Here is a 15,875-nt window from a genome sequence, read left to right as displayed (position 1 = left end):
CGCGACCACACGGCGGACGGGAGGCGCGGTGCGGGCCGGCACCGCGCCTCCCGTCCGTCCTCGTGACGCACCCACGGGACCGGACCACGGGAGCTGTGCGTCCTGACAGTTCCATGTCCGTACGACCGCCGGAAACCTGTGCGTCAACGCAGCAGGGTCGGATGTCGTGAGGCCCCCACGAGGGGGTCACGACGACAAGGACACCATGACCTCGCACCACCCCGCCCGACGCCGACGCACCGCGCGCACGCTCGGAGCCGCCACCGCCACCATCGCTGCGATCGCCGCGACCACGTTGGTCGGCGCTGCACCGAGCGCCTCCGCCGCAGCGGCACCGCTCATCGCCTCCGGCACCACGACCTGGCAGTACCTCGAGGACGGCTCCGACCCCGCCGCCGGACAGACCGACCGCACCGTGTGGACCACGGGTGCGCTGCCCGAGGGGGCGTGGAAGACCGGGACGGGCTCGTTCGGCGCGAAGAACGGCGCGGCGACGGGCATGGGCGGCGGACACGCCGTCGACACCCTGCTCGAGCAGTACCTCGCCGACGGCAAGGACGTACCGACGTACTTCTTCCGGACCTCGTTCGAGGCGGATGCCACCGACCTCGCCGCGTGGAGGTCCCTCACCGCCGACGTCACCTACGACGACGCCCTGGTCGTGTACGTCAACGGCCAGCGGGTCGCGGGCTTCGAGGACTCCGGCGTGACCCAGAACGTGCAGTACGCCGGGGACAACGGCGGCGACCCGGACGAGAGCACCTTCTCCGTCGACGCCTCGGTCCTGCGCGAGGGCACCAACGAGGTCGCCGTCGCCCTGTACCAGGGCCGCTCGAACAGCTCGGACGTCTACTTCGACATGGAGTCGCTCGTCCCCGTGGCGGCCGACGTCCCCGCGCAGATCTCGGACGTGGTCATGACGGTCGGGTCCGACGAGGGCTCGCGGAACCTCGCCTGGTACTCGGACTCGACGTCGGCCGAGGTCGCACAGCTCGTCCCCGCGTCGTCGCTCGTCGCCGGCGCGTTCCCGGAGTCCGGCGCCACCGAGGTCGCGAGCACCTCCGGCACCGCCACCGACGGACAGCAGTACCACCACGCGACCCTCGACGGCCTGGCCCCGTCGACGGAGTACGCCTACCGGGTCGGCAGCGACACCGACGGCTGGAGCCCCGTGACGACGTTCCGCACCGGCGACGGCGACGGCGCCTACTCGTTCGTCTTCATCGGTGACGCCCAGATCGGCGCCTCGGGCGACGCGGATGCGGACACCGCGGGCTGGAACGCCACGCTCGACGTGGCCGAGCGAGCGTTCCCGGACTCGGAGATGATCTTCTCCGCTGGTGACCAGGTGAACACCGCGTCGAACGAGGCGCAGTACGAGGGGTTCCTCTCCCCCGACCAGCTGCGGCGCATCCCGCTCGTGACGAACATCGGCAACCACGACGTCGCGAGCCTGGCGTACGAGCAGCACTTCACCCTGCCGAACGTGTCCGCCGACCACGGCAAGCCCGACGCAGCCCGTGCCGGTGGCGACTACTGGTTCACGTACGGCGACACGCTCTACATCTCGTTCAACTCGAACGACACGGACGACGCCGGGCACGCCGAGTTCGCCCGGGAGGTGCTCGCGGAGCACGGCGACGAGGCCCGTTGGAAGGTCGTCACCTTCCACCACTCGGTCTACAGCACCGCGTCGCACTCGGACGACTCGGACATCATCACCCGACGCGCCGACCTGCCGCCGGCCCTCAGCGCGCTCGACGTCGACCTGGTGCTCATGGGCCACGACCACGTGTACGTCCGCAGCTACCTGATGAGCGGGACGACCCCGGTCGGTACCGGTGCCCCCGCGGAGACGGTCACGCCGACCGGTGACGAGGTGCTCTACGTCACGGCGAACTCGTCGTCGGGGAGCAAGTACTACGACATCGAGCCCGGCCCGTTCGACTTCGCCGCGGTGCAGAACCAGGAGTACACGCCGAACTTCACGAACGTGGAGGTCTCGGACGCCGCCATCACGATGACGACCTACCGCTCGGCGGACGTGTCGGTGGTGGACCGGGTCACGCTGCAGAAGCCGGCGGACCCGGGCACCGACCCGACGGACCCGGGCACCGACCCGACCGACCCCGGCACGGAGCCGACCGACCCGACCGACCCCGGCACGCCGACCGACGAGGTCCCCGTCGCCGCTGACCTCGCGACGCTCACCGAGGCGACCCACACGCTGCGGGTCGATGCCGTCGACGAGGAGGCGGGCACCGTGACCGTCACCGTCCCCCGCGAGCTCGCCGGCGCACCGCTCGACTGGTTCGTGCACTCCGACGTCGAGTACCTCGGTGACGACCCGACCGACGACGACGGGGTGCTGACCCTGCAGCTGCCGGTCGACCTCGCGGCGGGCGAGCACACGCTCGTCGGCCAGCGCGCCGACGGGTCGGTCGCCACGTGGGGCACCTTCGCCTTCGTCGTGGACCCGGGGACGGCAGCACCCGCCGACCGGCAGTCGGGGGCACTCGCGTTCACCGGCGCCGACGTGCTGCCGCTCGCCGCGGGCAGCGCCCTGGCGCTGGCCGCGGGACTGGGCATCGCCCTGGTGCGTCGCCGCCGCGCCTGACGCGAGCACGGACGGGAGGCGCAGTGCGGGTCCGACCCGCACCGCGCCTCCCGTGCATCGGCCGGTCCGTCCGTGCGGTCGGGCGGTCATGCGGTCAGGCGGTGCCGCACGCATCCGCGAAGGCGACAGATGACCGCGGATGGTTCGCGGGACGCTGTCGCCTTCACGGAACGAACGGGACGCTGCACGGGCACGCCGGCCACGCGGGTCAGCGCGGGATGACCGAGAACATGAACCGCTTCCGGATCATGTACCAGACGAGCAGGATCAGGGCCGTGTGGGCCGCGAAGCCGATCCAGCCGTTGAACCAGTCGACGCCCGGGATCGACGCGATGGCCAGCGCGAAGAACACCTGCCAGACGAAGACGTAGAGGCTCGCCTGACCGATCGGGATCCACAGCCACCCGATGACGGCGTTGATCGGCTTCCAGAACACCGTGAGGATCGCGTACGACACGATCGCGAAGAACGCGATGTCGACCAGACGCCCCCACTGCAGGTCGACGCGCTGGTAGGCCGTGTTGTACAGGTCGTCGTACATCGACGCGGGGAACGGCACCGGGGTGAAGCCGAAGTGGTTCCCCGCCCACACGTAGACCAGGAACAGCGCGTACCCGGTGACGCCGATGCCGATCAGCACCTTGCCGAGCCGGCCGGTCAGCGCGCCGATGACCTGTCGGCGGTAGTAGCCGAGCACGAGCCCGTGCGTGAAGACGACCTGCCAGGTCAGCAGCGGGAACACCGACTCGAACTGCGAGTCCAGCGGCCGGAGCTCCGGCATCAGCGCCTGGAGCACGTACAGTCCCCAGCTCACCACGAGCAGCGCCCACCAGAAGCCGCGCTTGATCACCCACATGCACAGCGGGATGAACAGACTGAGCACCACGAAGAGGCCCATGATGTTGAACGGCCACGGCCCCATCTCGAGCAGCAGGAACTGCCGGATCGCGAACCAGGGCGGCGGGTAGGCCAGGAGCTGCATCGCGTTCGGGTACAGGTCGTAGACGCGACCCTCGGCCCCGACGCCCCCGGTGCCGGTCCCCCGGTCGGTGAAGGTCGTGATCGCGTCCGTGTTGAGGAACGGCACGAAGCTCAGTGCGAAGACGACCAGGATCACCGCCAGGGTGACGAGGTACTGCTTCCGCGCGCGCTTCCACGCGCCGACCGCAGCGACCCACTCGCCGAACTTCTTGATCGCGAAGGGGTAGGTCATGCCGAGCACCATGCCGGACAGGAACACGAACATCTCCGCGCCCGTGATCGCACCCGTGGCGTGCAGCGTGATGTACGAGTACGGCCCACCGATCTCGATGTGCGTGATCACCACCGCCAGGATGATGAACCCGCGGAACAGGTCGAGACGCAGGTCACGGCCGGGCTTGCCGTCGTCGGGGTACCGCCAGCTCGGCAGCAGTCGCCCGACGAGGCCGCTGAGCAGGAACGCCGCCGCCAGACCGAACGCGCACCAGACGATCCACGCCATCTGGTCGCCGCCGGTCTCGTACTGCTGGCTGATCGCCGCCGCGCCCTCCTGCTGCGTGACGCGCTCGGTCACCGGCCCGAAGACGAAGTCCCCGGCCTGCTCGAGGTCCGTGCGGAACGACCCCGCGATGCCGGGGTCCGCGGTGTCCCGCCAGTCGGCGACGCGGTTGCCGGCCTCGGGCTCGCGACGGTTCGTCTCGAGGAAGGTCACGCCCCGGACCTCGGGGTGGTCCTGCACCGCGGCGATGACCTGTCGCCACCACCCCTGCTTCACCGACAGCTCGGCGGCACCGCGCAGCGAGTGGTCGTACAGGGCCCCGGTGTCGAGCAGCATCGGGCGGTCCTCGCCCTGCGCGAAGCGCTCGGTGAAGGTGCCCTCGGTCTGCGGCTGCTCGTAGCCCCAGGTCTCGTCGAAGCGCCCGGCGACCTCGCCGTCCTCCGGGACCTCGTTGCTGGTCAGCGGGACGTCGCGGCCGGCGGCCTCGGTGGCCTTGCCCTTGCCGAAGGAGAACATCGACAACCCGACCCAGTCGACGCTCGCGGCGCCCGGCCAGTACGGGCCGTAGGGGTCGTCGGCCGCGGTGAGCCGACCGTCGCCGTTGGTGTCGAGCTTGGCGACGTCGGTGTCCGACAGGTCCTGCAGTCGTCCGGCGGACTCGCCGAACGGGTAGCCGGCGCCGTACGAGGGCGACCAGACCATCGCGGCCTCGGAGTCGCCGGCGTGCACGGCCGCGGCGAGCGTCCGGAACGCCGGGATGAACGCCGTCGGCTGCTGGCCCCAGCGCACCCACGTGCCGTTCATCTGCGGGGCGAAGCGGACGAGCAGCTGGGTGTCGTACTGCCGGTGGACCTCCTCGAACAGCCGGTTCGCCGCGGTGGCGTCGGCCTTCGTGAGGGACCGCAGCGAGCGCGAGGGCTCCAGGCTCACGGCGAGCACCGCACCCTGGGTCGCGGCGGCCCGGGTAGCCCGGAGGAACTCGTCCCGCGCACTGCGGTCGAAGGGGTACTCGATCTCGACGCCGTAGACCGACGGCGTCGCCCCGAGCCGGCCCTCGTAGCCGTCGGGGGCGTCGCTCCCCCAGTCGAGGTCGGGACCGAACCAGACGCGCCCGTCGGACGGGGTCTCGCCGGCGCGGTCCGGAGCGGACACCGCCGAGGCGGGCAGGGCGCCGCCGAGCAGCAGCGTCCCCACGACGACGAGGAACGCGACGGCCTTCGCCAGGGCGCCCCTCACCGGTTGCACGCCAGGGTCCAGACGTTCCGTCCACCGGTGTGCTCGTGCTCGAGGCGGTCGAGCGCGGCGATCGCGAGCGCGAGGCCGCGACCGCTCTCCTCGTCGGGGTCGGCCATCGTCACCGCGGACAGGTCGACGTCCGCGGGGCGCCCGTTGTCGGCGAGCACCGCGACGAGTTCGTGGTCGGTCACCGAGAGCGTGACCGAGTACCCGCGCCCGGCCTCGACGTCGGTGCGGCGCGTGTGCTCGACGATGTTCGCAGCGATCTCGGCCAGGGCGGTCTCGAGCGAGAACCGGAGCCGGACGTCGTCGATCCCCAGCGAGTCCCACCAGGCGCCGAAGCGGTCCTGCACGACGTCGAGCGACTCCGTGACGGCCGGGACCTCGAAGGTCAGGTGATGGTCGGTCACAGCGGGCCTCCTGCCGTCGAGGACACGTGCTCGGACTGCACCGTCCCTGCCTCGGGTCCGCGGTAGAGCACCGCGCGGACGACGATGCTGAAGATGAAGAGGTCGAACACCACCCACGCGGTGTTCACGAGCGGCGCGATGCCGTCGGCCTGTCCGGTCGCGTAGCGGATCGCGATCAGCACGAGGGCGGCGACGAGCGCTCCCATCGCGTACAGCTGCGGCTTGACGAGGTCCCACCGCGGTCGCTGGTCCGACTCCTCGCGCACCTTCGGCGTCACCCGGAAGCCGAGGGGCTTGCCACGGAAGACGTTTTCGAACGCGCTCGTGACGGACTCGATCCAGACCGGGAAGAGCGCGAGCGAGTACTGCTGGCCGCGCCACGTCGGTCTGCCCGCCGCCACCACCCAGAACAGCAGTTGGTTGAGCACGAGGAACGGGATGAGCCGCACGAAGAAGTCCACGCTGTAGGCCTGCACCGGCACCACGCCGAACGACAGGCAGAGCACCGGCGCCGCGATGTAGACGATCGCCGCGAAGCCCGACAGGTAGCTCCACATCGTGGAGAAGTACATGAGGCGCTGGCCCCACGACAGGCCCTTCTGCACCAGGGGGTTCTCGCGGAAGAACACCTGCATGGTGCCCTGCGCCCAACGGAGCCGCTGCACGAGCATGGTCGGCAGGTCCTCGGGCGCCAGGCCCTTCGCCAGGATCTCGTCGTGGTAGGCCGACCGCCAGCCGAGCCCGTGCAGGCGCATCGCGGTGGCCATGTCCTCGGTCACGGAGATCGTGGCGAGCGGCATGATCGGCTGCGCCTCGTCGTCGCGGTTGACGTCGAGCGCGCGGGCGAGCACCGCGATCGACTCGATGGCGGCCACGGGCGAGGCGTCGCGGCGGCCCAGCACGTCGAGGGCCGCGTCGTCGAGGCCAGCGAACGTGTCCGCCTCGGTCGACATCGCCGCGAGTTCCTGCAGGTCGCGACGCACCGACTCGAGGTCGGCGGCCGCGAACCGGTAGGCGATCGCGTCGATGCCGCGCTGGAAGTCGTAGGTGACGTCGCCGAGCGGTTCGCCTCGGTCGATCTGGTCACGGGCCCGGTCGACGACCTGCTCGGCCCCGTCGAGCGCGTCGAGCACCCGCGGGTCGGTCTCGGTCTCACGGGCGCGTGCGAGCAGCTTCCGCGACGTCTTGATCGTCCGCTCGACCGACTCCTCGACCTCGCGCACGTACCGGGTCACGCCGAGCTGCATGAGCGCCTCGCGCCGCAGGATCGCGTTCGAGCCGCAGAAGAACGCGGCGTTCCAGCCGTCCTTCGACTGCTGGATCGGGCCGTAGAACAGGGGCGCCTGGCTGCCGAGCAGATCGGCCTCCGGCACGTTCTCGAACCACTGCGGCGTCTGGACGAGCGCCATCCGCTCGTCCTTGAAGTAGCCGAGGGTGCGGTCGAGGATCGACGGCTCGGGGACCTGGTCGGCGTCGAGGATGAGCAGGAACTCGCCCTGCGTGGCGAGCAGCGCGTTGTTGAGGTTGCCGGCCTTGGCGTGGCGCGGCCGGTCGACCCAGTCGGCGCCGCGTGTGATGACCCCGATGCCGAGCGACTCGGCGGCGGCGCGCATCTCCGGCCGGTTGCCGTCGTCGAGGATCCAGGTCTGGTGCGGGTGCGTGATCGCCTTCGCGGCCCGGGCGGTGCGGACGACCAGGTCCACCGGCTCGTTGTAGGTCGTGATGAACACGTCGACGGTGACGTCACCGGCGGGCTTCGTCGGCGGTTCCCCGCGCTCGCGGAGCCGCCACGCCCCGAAGGCGAACAGGAGCGAGTCGATCACGCTGTAGGTCTCGGCGAGGATCAGCGGCACCGCGATCCACCACGAGTGCCAGTTCACCGACGCGGCCCAACGCCAGACGATGTAGTTCACGCCGGCGATCGACGCGAGCAGCGCGACGGTGCGCACGGTCACGAGCCGCCTGGTCGCGGTGCCGGTGGTGAGTCGGCGACGGTCCTGACGGCTGACGTCGAGCGCGGTCATCGGCGTCCTTCCTGCTGCAGCCGGCCAGCGCTGGGTGAGTGCGCCGTACCGCCCTGTCTACCGCAGGCGAACGTCGCTGTCAGCCAGACGCCCCGATCGGGGGATGAGAACGGCTCAGCGGGAGTCCGCCAGCCCCAGGTCGTGCGCCAGGCGGACGACGACCTCGTCGAAGTAGGCCTCCGGATCGGTCACCGAGCCGACCGCGTGGCCGAAGAGCTCGAACGACAGGACGCCGAACACCGTCGTCCAGGCCATCAGGGTCCGCAGGACGACCTCGGGCGACGGGTCGTCGTGGAAGCCGCGCGCCCGCGTGTAGGCGACCGCGTCGGCGACGGAGGCGGGCGCCCCGGGTCGTGCGCCGATCGACGGGCCGGAACCGAGCCTCCAGTCCGGCGGCAGCTCCGCCCCGGCGACGTCCGCCCACGCGTCGGTGACCACGCGGACGAGCACGTGGGTCGTGCGCGAGGCGGGCTCGATCGTGTCCTGCGGCGCGACGTAGCCCGGGACCGGCGAGCCGTACAGGAGCGCGAAGTCGCCGGGGTGGTCGACCGCCCACTGCCGGACGGCGCGGCAGGCGGCGACCCACCGGCCGACGTGGTCGGCACGGTCGATCGGTGCCTCCGCCGCCTCGACCGCGGCACCGAGCTCGTCGTAGTCGAGCACGAGCAGTGCGGTGAGCAGGTCGTCGCGGCTCGGGAAGTACCGGTACACGGCGGAGGACACCAGACCGACGTCCCGCGCGACGGCGCGCAGGCTCAGCTGCGCCGGCCCCTCCTCGGTGAGGCGGGCGCGCGCAGCCGCGAGGATGCTCGCGTGCACGGCCTCCCGTGCCCGGGACCGCGCGGTCCTCGCCTGCTCCGCCATGTCTCCAGCGTGCCACGCGAGAGCACCGACCACAAACGAGAGCACCGCTCTTGCAATGCTCGCGGCAAGGCCGCATGATGACTTCCGAGAGCAGTGCTCTCCCGAACTCAGGAGGAACCATGTCCCGTCACCACGTCGTCGTCGGCGCCGGCCCGGTCGGCCGCCACACCGCGGCACTGCTGTCCGAGCGCGGCGACGAGGTCGTCGTCGTCACCCGCTCCGGACGCAACACCGGACTGCCCGACGTCCGGCACGTCGCACTCGACGCCGCCGACGCGGACGCGCTGACCACCGTCACGGACGGCGCCGCCGCGCTCCACAACTGCGCCAACCCGGGCGACTACACGCAGTGGGAGCGGGTGTGGCCGCCGCTGGCGTCCTCGCTCCTCACCACGGCCGAGCGCACCGGCGCCGTGTACGCGATCACGGGCAACCTGTACCCGTACGGCCCGGTCGACGGTCCGATGCACGCCGACCTGCCCGACGCCGCGACCGACCACAAGGGCGTCCTGCGGGCGAGGATGTGGGCCGATGCCCTGGCCTCGCACGAGGCCGGTCGCGTCCGCACGGTGGAGGTCCGCGGCGCCGACTACGTGGGCCCGGGCACCGGGGACAACGGGCACGTCACCCGCGTGCTGCCGACCGCGATGCGCGGGAAGCCCGTCACCGTGATCGGGAGGTCCGACCAGCCGCACTCGTACACCGACGTCGGCGACGTCGCACGGCTCCTCGTCGCCGCCGCGGACGACGAGCGGGCGCACGGCCGGACCTGGATCGTGCCGACCAACGCGCCGCGGACCCAGGAGCAGGTCCTGACCGACGTGCTCCGGACGGCCGGTCGACCTGCCGTCCGGGTGCGCTCGTTGCCGATCGGTCTGCTCCGCACCGTCGGCACGGTGGTCCCGTTCATGCGGGAGGTCGCGCAGCTCGGGTACCAGTGGACGGCGCCCTACGTCGTCGACGACACCGAGACCCGGGCGCACTTCGGGTTCGGTCCGATGCCGTGGGACGAGGTCTGCCGGCGCACGGTCGACGGACTGGCCGCCTGATCGGAACGGACGGGAGGCGCGACCCACCTCCGGCAGGTCGGCGCACTCCCGTCTGCGCCCGACCTCGGACCGCCCGATCACGCGGTCGCGTCACGGAGCCGCCGGGTCGACCTCTCCCGCGGACGTCAGTGGCGCGGCTTGCGTGCCGGACGGTCGTCGTCGTAGCGGGGACGGTCGTCACGCCGGTCGTCACGGCGCGGACGGTCGTCGTCGCGACGCGGACCACGGTCGTCTCGACGGGGGCCACGCGGACCCCGGTCGTCGCGGTCGTACCGACGGGCACCACCGCGGCGGTCCGGCTTGATCTCGATGAGCTTCCCGCTGATCCGGGTGTCCGACAGGCGGTCGAGCACGCCGGGGTCCATGCTCTCGGGCAGCTCGACGATCGAGAAGTCCGGTCGGATCTGGATCGCGCCGAAGTCGTCGCGGCGCAGTCCGCCCTCGTTCGCGAGCGCGCCGACGATCTGGCGCGGCTCGACCCGGTGCCGACGACCGACCTCGATGCGGTACGCGGTCATCGGCTGCGAACGGCGCGGCCCGCGGTCCTCACGGCCACCACGGTCGTCGTCCCGGTCACGGCGCTCACCACGACGACCGTCGCGATCGACCTGGTTGCGGAGCTGGTCCTCGTTCGGGTCGAGCAGCAGCGGCGAGTCGCCCTGCGCCACCACCGCGAGCGCAGCCGAGACGTCCTCCGCCGGGACGTCGTGGTTGCGGACGTAGTGCGCGATGACGTCGCGGAACTTCTCGATGCGGTCGTGCTGCTCGAGCGCCGCGGTGATCGCGTCGTCGAAGCGGCTCAGGCGCGTCTCGTTGACGTCCTCGATCGTCGGGAGCTGCATCTGCGTGAGCGGCTGCTTGGTGTGGCGCTCGATGGCCGAGAGCAGCCGGCGCTCGCGCGGGGTGACGAAGCTGATCGAGTCACCCTTGCGGCCCGCGCGACCGGTGCGGCCGATGCGGTGGACGTAGGACTCGATGTCGACGGGGATGTCGAAGTTCACGACGTGGGTGATGCGGTCCACGTCGAGACCACGGGCGGCGACGTCGGTGGCGACGAGGATGTCGAGCTTGCCCGTCTTGAGCTGGTTGACCGTGCGCTCGCGCTGCGCCTGCGCGACGTCACCGCTGATGGCAGCCGCGGCGTACCCGCGGGCGCGGAGCTTCTCGGCCAGGGTCTCGGTCTCGCTCTTGGTGCGGACGAAGATGATCATGCCCTCGAAGTCCTCGACCTCGAGGATGCGGGTGAGCGCGTCGACCTTCTGCGGGTACGACACCATCAGGTAGCGCTGCGTGATGTTCGCGGCGGTCTTCGTCTTGGTCTTGACCGTGATCTCGGACGGGTCGGTCAGGTACTGCTGCGAGATGCGACGGATCTGCGCGGGCATCGTCGCCGAGAACAGTGCGACCTGCTTGTCGTCGGGCGTCTCGGCGAGGATCGTCTCGACGTCCTCGGCGAAGCCCATCTTGAGCATCTCGTCGGCCTCGTCGAGCACGAGGTACTTCAGCTCGGACAGGTCGAGCGTGCCCTTGGCGATGTGGTCCATGATGCGACCGGGCGTGCCGACGACGACGTCGACGCCACGGCGCAGGGCGGACAGCTGGACCCCGTACGCCTGGCCGCCGTAGACGGGCAGGACATGCACGTGCTTCATGTGCGACGCGAACTGCTCGAACGCCTCGCACACCTGGAGCGCGAGCTCGCGGGTCGGCGACAGCACGAGCGCCTGCGGCACCTTGCTGCCCGACTCCATGCGGGACAGGATCGGCAGCGCGAACGCCGCGGTCTTGCCGGTACCGGTCTGCGCGAGGCCGACGACGTCGCGCCCCTCGAGCAGCGTCGGGATCGTCGCTTCCTGGATGGCGGAGGGGGTCTCGTAGCCGATGTCCTTGACGGCCTTGAGCACCGGGTCGCTCAGGCCGAGGTCGGCGAAGGTCACCACGGGCCCCTCGTCGGTGGTCTCGGTGGTGGTGGCGGTGTCCGTGCTCATGCGGAAACGGTACCTCGGACGGCGGACGTCCGTTGACGCGGACAGGTGCGCTGTGGACGGACGGGAGGCGCGTGGCGGGGCCGCCACGCGCCTCCCGTCCGTCCCGTATTTAGTTGCGTTCCGGAACCATCCGATGTATCGTTGCGCGGTCTGCAAAGTTACACAGTACGAAAAAGGAGTTCGATGACCGCCACCGCACCCGTCTCGGTGCAGCCCGGCCGCCACGGCGCCGGGGCCGACGCGGCACCCGGAGTGTCCGGCGCACCCGGCCAGCAGCCGCTCATGACGCACCGCCAGATCCTCCTGGTGATCTACGGCCTGATGGCGGGCATGTTCCTGTCGTCCCTCGGCCAGACGGTGTTCGGCACGGCGATCCGCACCATCGGCGACGACCTGCACGGGCTCGACCAGCAGGCGTGGGTGACCACCGCGTACCTGATCACGTCGACCATCGCGACGCCGATCTACGGCAAGCTCTCCGACATCTTCGGCCGTCGGCCGCTCTACATCTTCGGCATCGTCGTGTTCATCCTCGGCGCCGTGCTGTCGTCGATGTCCACCTCGATGCTCATGCTCGCGGCCTTCCGTGCCGTGCAGGGTGTCGGCGCCGGCGCGCTCATGTCGCTGCCGCTGGCGATCATGGGCGACATCCTCGCCCCGCGCGAGCGCGCGAAGTACCAGGGGTACTTCCTCGCCGTGTTCGGCATCTCGTCCGTCATCGGCCCGCTCATCGGCGGCCTGCTCGCCGGGTCGTCCGAGATCCTCTGGATCACCGGCTGGCGCTGGGTGCTCCTCATCAACGTCCCGATCGGCGTTGCCGCGCTGATCATGGTGATCGTGTTCCTGCACCTGCCGAAGGTGCACGGCACGGGCGACAAGCCGAAGGTCGACTGGTGGGGCGCCGCCGCGGTCATCGTCACCCTCGTGCCGCTGCTGCTCGTCGCCGAGCAGGGCCGCACCTGGGGTTGGGGCTCCCCCGCCGCGATCGCCAGCTACGTGATCGGCGCGCTCGGCCTCGTCGCACTGCTGCTCGTCGAGTCGAAGATGGGCGACGCGGCCATCATCCCGCTCAAGCTGTTCCGCTCGGGCACGTTCTCGATGGCCACCGTAATCGGCTTCCTGGTCGGCTTCGCGATGTTCGGCGCCATGCTGACCATCCCGCTCTACCTGCAGATCGTCGTCGGCCTGACCCCGACCGAGTCCGGCTTCGCCACGCTGCCGCTCGTCGGCGGCCTGATGATCGCGTCGATCACCTCGGGTCAGATCGTCGCCCGGGTCGGCCGCTACCGGATCTTCCCGGTCATCGGCACGTTCCTGGTGTCCGCCGGCTACGTCGTCCTGACCTTCATGACGATCGACAAGCCGCTCTGGTTCCTCATGATCGGCATGTTCCTCATCGGGCTCGGGCTCGGCTCGGTCATGCAGTCGCTGACCCTGGCCTCCCAGGGCTCGGTCGAGGCCCGGGACATGGGCGTCGCGACGTCGTCGGCCACGTTCTTCCGGCAGATCGGCGGCACGCTCGGCACGGCCGTCCTGCTGTCGGTCCTGTTCTCGGTGATGCCGAACAACATCCTGAGCGCCACCGCGAACCAGGCCGACCTCAAGCCGGCGCTGTCCGCGGCACTCGACCCGTCCGTCGCGAGCAAGCCGGCGAACCAGGGCGCGATCGAGAAGATCTGGGCCCCGATCACCACCCCGCTCCAGCAGACCGTGCAGTCCCAGCTCGACGACGCGTCGGCGCAGGCGAAGCAGGCGGCCGACCAGGCCGTCACCCAGCAGGTGACCGCAGCCGTGCAGCAGCAGGTCGCCGCGGGCACCGTGCCCGCAGCCGCTGCCCAGGGCGTGATCGACCAGCAGGTCGCGGCGGCCACGCCGGGCGCCGAGTCCGCTGCCCTCGACGCGGTGGCGGAGCAGGCCCACGCGAGCGTGCAGGACGGCACCGTGTCCGTCGACTGGTCGAACGCCTCGCAGCGCGCGTACTGGGTCGACGAGCTGACGCCGGCGCTCGCGGAGAAGATCGACGACGGTGCCAGCTCGGACTCCGCGGCGACCAGCACGAACGACACCTCGTTCCTCACCGGCGCCGACAGCCGCCTCACCCGGCCGTTCATGGCGGGCTTCAACGCCTCGTCCGTGACGATCTACTGGGTCGGACTCGGCGTGATCCTGCTCGCCTTCGTGCTCACGTGGTTCTTCCGGGTGCCGCCGCTCCGCCAGCGCTCGGCGCTGCAGGAGCAGCACGATGCCGCCAACGGGTCATCGTCCGGCGACGAGGACGGTTCCGCGCCCTCGGGCGAGGCCGACCTCGAGGCCCGTGCCGGACTCGCCGCAGCCGAGGCCGGATCGTTCACCGGGCCGATGACCGGCTCCACGCCGACCCAGCGTCGGTGACCCCCGGCCGCCCGCACCCCGCGCCGGGGTGCGGGCGGCCTCCCCGTGCCGGACCCGTCCGGCACAGAGATCCGAGCCACCGGTGGACACGGTGGCCGACCAGCACCACAGGAGTGCACGTGACCACCACAGCAGCACCGGAGCCGGCCACCGCGCCGTGCACGCTGCGCGAGCGGAAGAAGCAGCAGACCCGGCAGGCGCTCCACGACGCCGCCCTCACGCTCGTGTCCGAGCACGGCCTCGACGGCGTCACCGTCGAGCAGATCTGCAGCGACGCCGACGTCTCTCCGCGGACGTTCTTCAACTACTTCACGTCGAAGGCGCACGCCGCGCTCGGCCTCGACACCGTCGAGGTGCCGGAGTGGGCGGCGACGCGCTTCGCCGAGGCGGACGGTCGGCTCGTCGACGACCTGTGCGTCCTGATCGCCGCGACCGTCCCGCTCTCCCAGGACCGCCGCCGGATGAAGGAGCTCCTCGTGCTCCGTCCGGAGATGGCGCCGATGGTCATGCAGTGGATGGCCGAGTCGCGGCAGTCACTCCTGGCCACGGTGTCGGCGCGCACCGACGAGCAGACCGCGCGAACGGCCGTCGGGCTCGTGCTGTCGGCGCTGTCCGAGGTCGCGCACCGGGACACCGTCGGCGACAGCGACGAGCTCGCGGCGAAGCTCCGGTCCGTCGTCGCCGAGATGGGCGCGATCGCCGCCGGCTGACCTCGGCCCGATCGCGCCACCGCTGCCCGGCACCCCAGCGCGGCGCGGGACTCACAGGGACCTCGCGAACGCTTCGAGCGCTGCGGCGGCGGCATGGGCGCGGGCGACGTCGGCGTCGCTCACCGACCGCGCGTTGTACTCGGCCTTGTTCTTGACCGCGAGCAGCACCTCGAGGTGTCGCGCCACGGCGTTCCCCGCTGCCGACCGCAGTACAGGGACGGCCTCGTCATGCGCTCCCGATCGCGAGTACCGTCCGGTGCGCGCGACACAGATCGCGTCGGCCGAGGCGATGCCGCTGAGCACGCACTGCACGACGAAGGCGTCGGCGTACGTGGAGGCAGCAGTGAGCACCCCACGATCACCGCCGATCTCGCGCAGGACCTCGGCCGCCTCGAGGAACGACGATGCCTTCCTCAGCCGACCGCGCCGGAAGGCATCGTCCCCAACGGCGGTCGTGCCCGTGCGCGGAGTCATCCAGCCAGGGTACGGAGCCTCCGGACCAGCCAACGACCATCACCTGCGATGACAACACCCTCCGACGCCACCGAGGACAGCAGCTCGTCCTGTGGGTCGAGGTCTGCCTCGTCGAACAGCACGGCGTGCGTCGCGTTGCCCGTCCAGCGCCGCACCCGGTCGCAGAGCTCGTGGACGAGTGGCTCCGCCTCGTCCCGGTACCCGTCGACCACGACGAAGCAGAGGTCGAGGTCACTGTCCGGGCGCATGTCCCCACGGGCCCCGGAACCGAAGAGCGCCGCGAACCGTAGCGGGATCGCCGCACAGCCGTCGCGCAACCGTCGCAGCAACTCGTCACGTTGCCGAGCCAGGGCCACGATCGCGCCCGCCGCGAGGTGGTCGGCGTTGAGCACGAACGTCTTGGTCCGACCCACGCGATCGCCGAGCAGGACCCCCTGCTCGACCAGACGTTCCGCTGCGTTCCGGACACCCGCGTAGGAGCGGCCGTCGACCAGGTCGACGATCTCACGGAGCGTGACCGGCCGCCCAGCACGGACCACAGCGGAGAGGACGTCGCCGTCGACAGTCGGCGTGACCGTCCGCATCGTTTCGTGCAGCTGCATCGGCCCTCCAGGTAGAAAACTACCGGTTCT

The 15,875-nt window shown here is 71.0% G+C and carries 11 protein-coding genes; 4 read left to right on the top strand and 7 right to left on the bottom strand.

All coding sequences use genetic code 11. The features are described from left to right. The first annotated feature begins 205 nt into the window (after nucleotides 1–205). Complete coding sequence (locus tag C1N91_RS03290) at nucleotides 206–2,617, top strand: FN3 domain-containing metallophosphoesterase family protein (RefSeq protein WP_137766591.1); 2,412 nt, start codon at nucleotides 206–208, stop codon at nucleotides 2,615–2,617. Between the two features lie 208 nt (nucleotides 2,618–2,825). On the opposite strand, the gene opgC is transcribed toward C1N91_RS03290, so the two are convergent. From opgC to C1N91_RS03270, 4 genes are all read right to left on the bottom strand, one after another. After that, a complete protein-coding gene (gene opgC / locus C1N91_RS03285) occupies nucleotides 2,826–5,342 on the bottom strand; it encodes an OpgC domain-containing protein (RefSeq protein WP_137766590.1) in 2,517 nt (838 codons plus the stop codon). Next, the gene (locus tag C1N91_RS03280; protein WP_175415892.1) at nucleotides 5,330–5,743 is read right to left on the bottom strand and encodes an ATP-binding protein; all 414 of its coding nucleotides are present in this window, start codon (nucleotides 5,741–5,743) and stop codon (nucleotides 5,330–5,332) included. Before C1N91_RS03280 ends, opgC begins: the two co-directional genes overlap by 13 nt. Further along, the gene (locus C1N91_RS03275) at nucleotides 5,740–7,767 is read right to left on the bottom strand and encodes a glycosyltransferase (RefSeq protein WP_254678324.1); all 2,028 of its coding nucleotides are present in this window, start codon (nucleotides 7,765–7,767) and stop codon (nucleotides 5,740–5,742) included. Before C1N91_RS03275 ends, C1N91_RS03280 begins: the two co-directional genes overlap by 4 nt. A 114-nt stretch (nucleotides 7,768–7,881) precedes the next feature. Next, nucleotides 7,882–8,631 carry a TetR/AcrR family transcriptional regulator gene (locus C1N91_RS03270; protein ID WP_137766588.1) on the bottom strand — a complete coding sequence of 250 codons (750 nt, stop codon included), beginning with the start codon at nucleotides 8,629–8,631 and terminating at the stop codon, nucleotides 7,882–7,884. Nucleotides 8,632–8,750: 119 nt separating this feature from the next. On the opposite strand from C1N91_RS03270, the gene C1N91_RS03265 reads away from it, so the two are divergent. Beyond that, a complete protein-coding gene (locus tag C1N91_RS03265; protein ID WP_137766587.1) occupies nucleotides 8,751–9,680 on the top strand; it encodes an NAD-dependent epimerase/dehydratase family protein in 930 nt (309 codons plus the stop codon). A gap of 125 nt (nucleotides 9,681–9,805) precedes the next feature. Here the strand turns inward: C1N91_RS03265 and C1N91_RS03260 are convergent, their stop codons facing one another. Then, nucleotides 9,806–11,668, bottom strand: a complete 1,863-nt coding sequence (locus tag C1N91_RS03260) for a DEAD/DEAH box helicase (protein ID WP_254678323.1) — start codon at nucleotides 11,666–11,668, stop codon at nucleotides 9,806–9,808. 183 nt (nucleotides 11,669–11,851) lie between these two features. Between C1N91_RS03260 and C1N91_RS03255 the strand changes: the two genes are divergently transcribed. Together C1N91_RS03255 and C1N91_RS03250 are read left to right on the top strand one after the other, a co-directional pair. Beyond that, nucleotides 11,852–14,059 (top strand): MDR family MFS transporter, encoded by a 2,208-nt coding sequence (locus tag C1N91_RS03255; protein WP_137766586.1) that lies wholly within the window; start codon nucleotides 11,852–11,854, stop codon nucleotides 14,057–14,059. A 119-nt stretch (nucleotides 14,060–14,178) separates the two neighbouring features. Beyond that, a complete protein-coding gene (locus C1N91_RS03250) occupies nucleotides 14,179–14,769 on the top strand; it encodes a TetR/AcrR family transcriptional regulator (protein WP_137766585.1) in 591 nt (196 codons plus the stop codon). A 51-nt stretch (nucleotides 14,770–14,820) separates the two neighbouring features. On the opposite strand, the gene C1N91_RS03245 is transcribed toward C1N91_RS03250, so the two are convergent. Together C1N91_RS03245 and C1N91_RS03240 are read right to left on the bottom strand one after the other, a co-directional pair. After that, nucleotides 14,821–15,243 carry a hypothetical protein gene (locus C1N91_RS03245; protein WP_137766584.1) on the bottom strand — a complete coding sequence of 141 codons (423 nt, stop codon included), beginning with the start codon at nucleotides 15,241–15,243 and terminating at the stop codon, nucleotides 14,821–14,823. Then, nucleotides 15,240–15,845 carry a nucleotidyltransferase family protein gene (locus C1N91_RS03240; RefSeq protein ID WP_137766583.1) on the bottom strand — a complete coding sequence of 202 codons (606 nt, stop codon included), beginning with the start codon at nucleotides 15,843–15,845 and terminating at the stop codon, nucleotides 15,240–15,242. Before C1N91_RS03240 ends, C1N91_RS03245 begins: the two co-directional genes overlap by 4 nt. Nucleotides 15,846–15,875: the final 30 nt, after the last annotated feature.

The organism is Curtobacterium sp. SGAir0471 (genome assembly GCF_005490985.1).
In the GTDB taxonomy this organism is placed as follows: Bacteria; Actinomycetota; Actinomycetes; order Actinomycetales; family Microbacteriaceae; genus Curtobacterium.
This window is presented reverse-complemented; position numbering and strand designations above follow the sequence as displayed.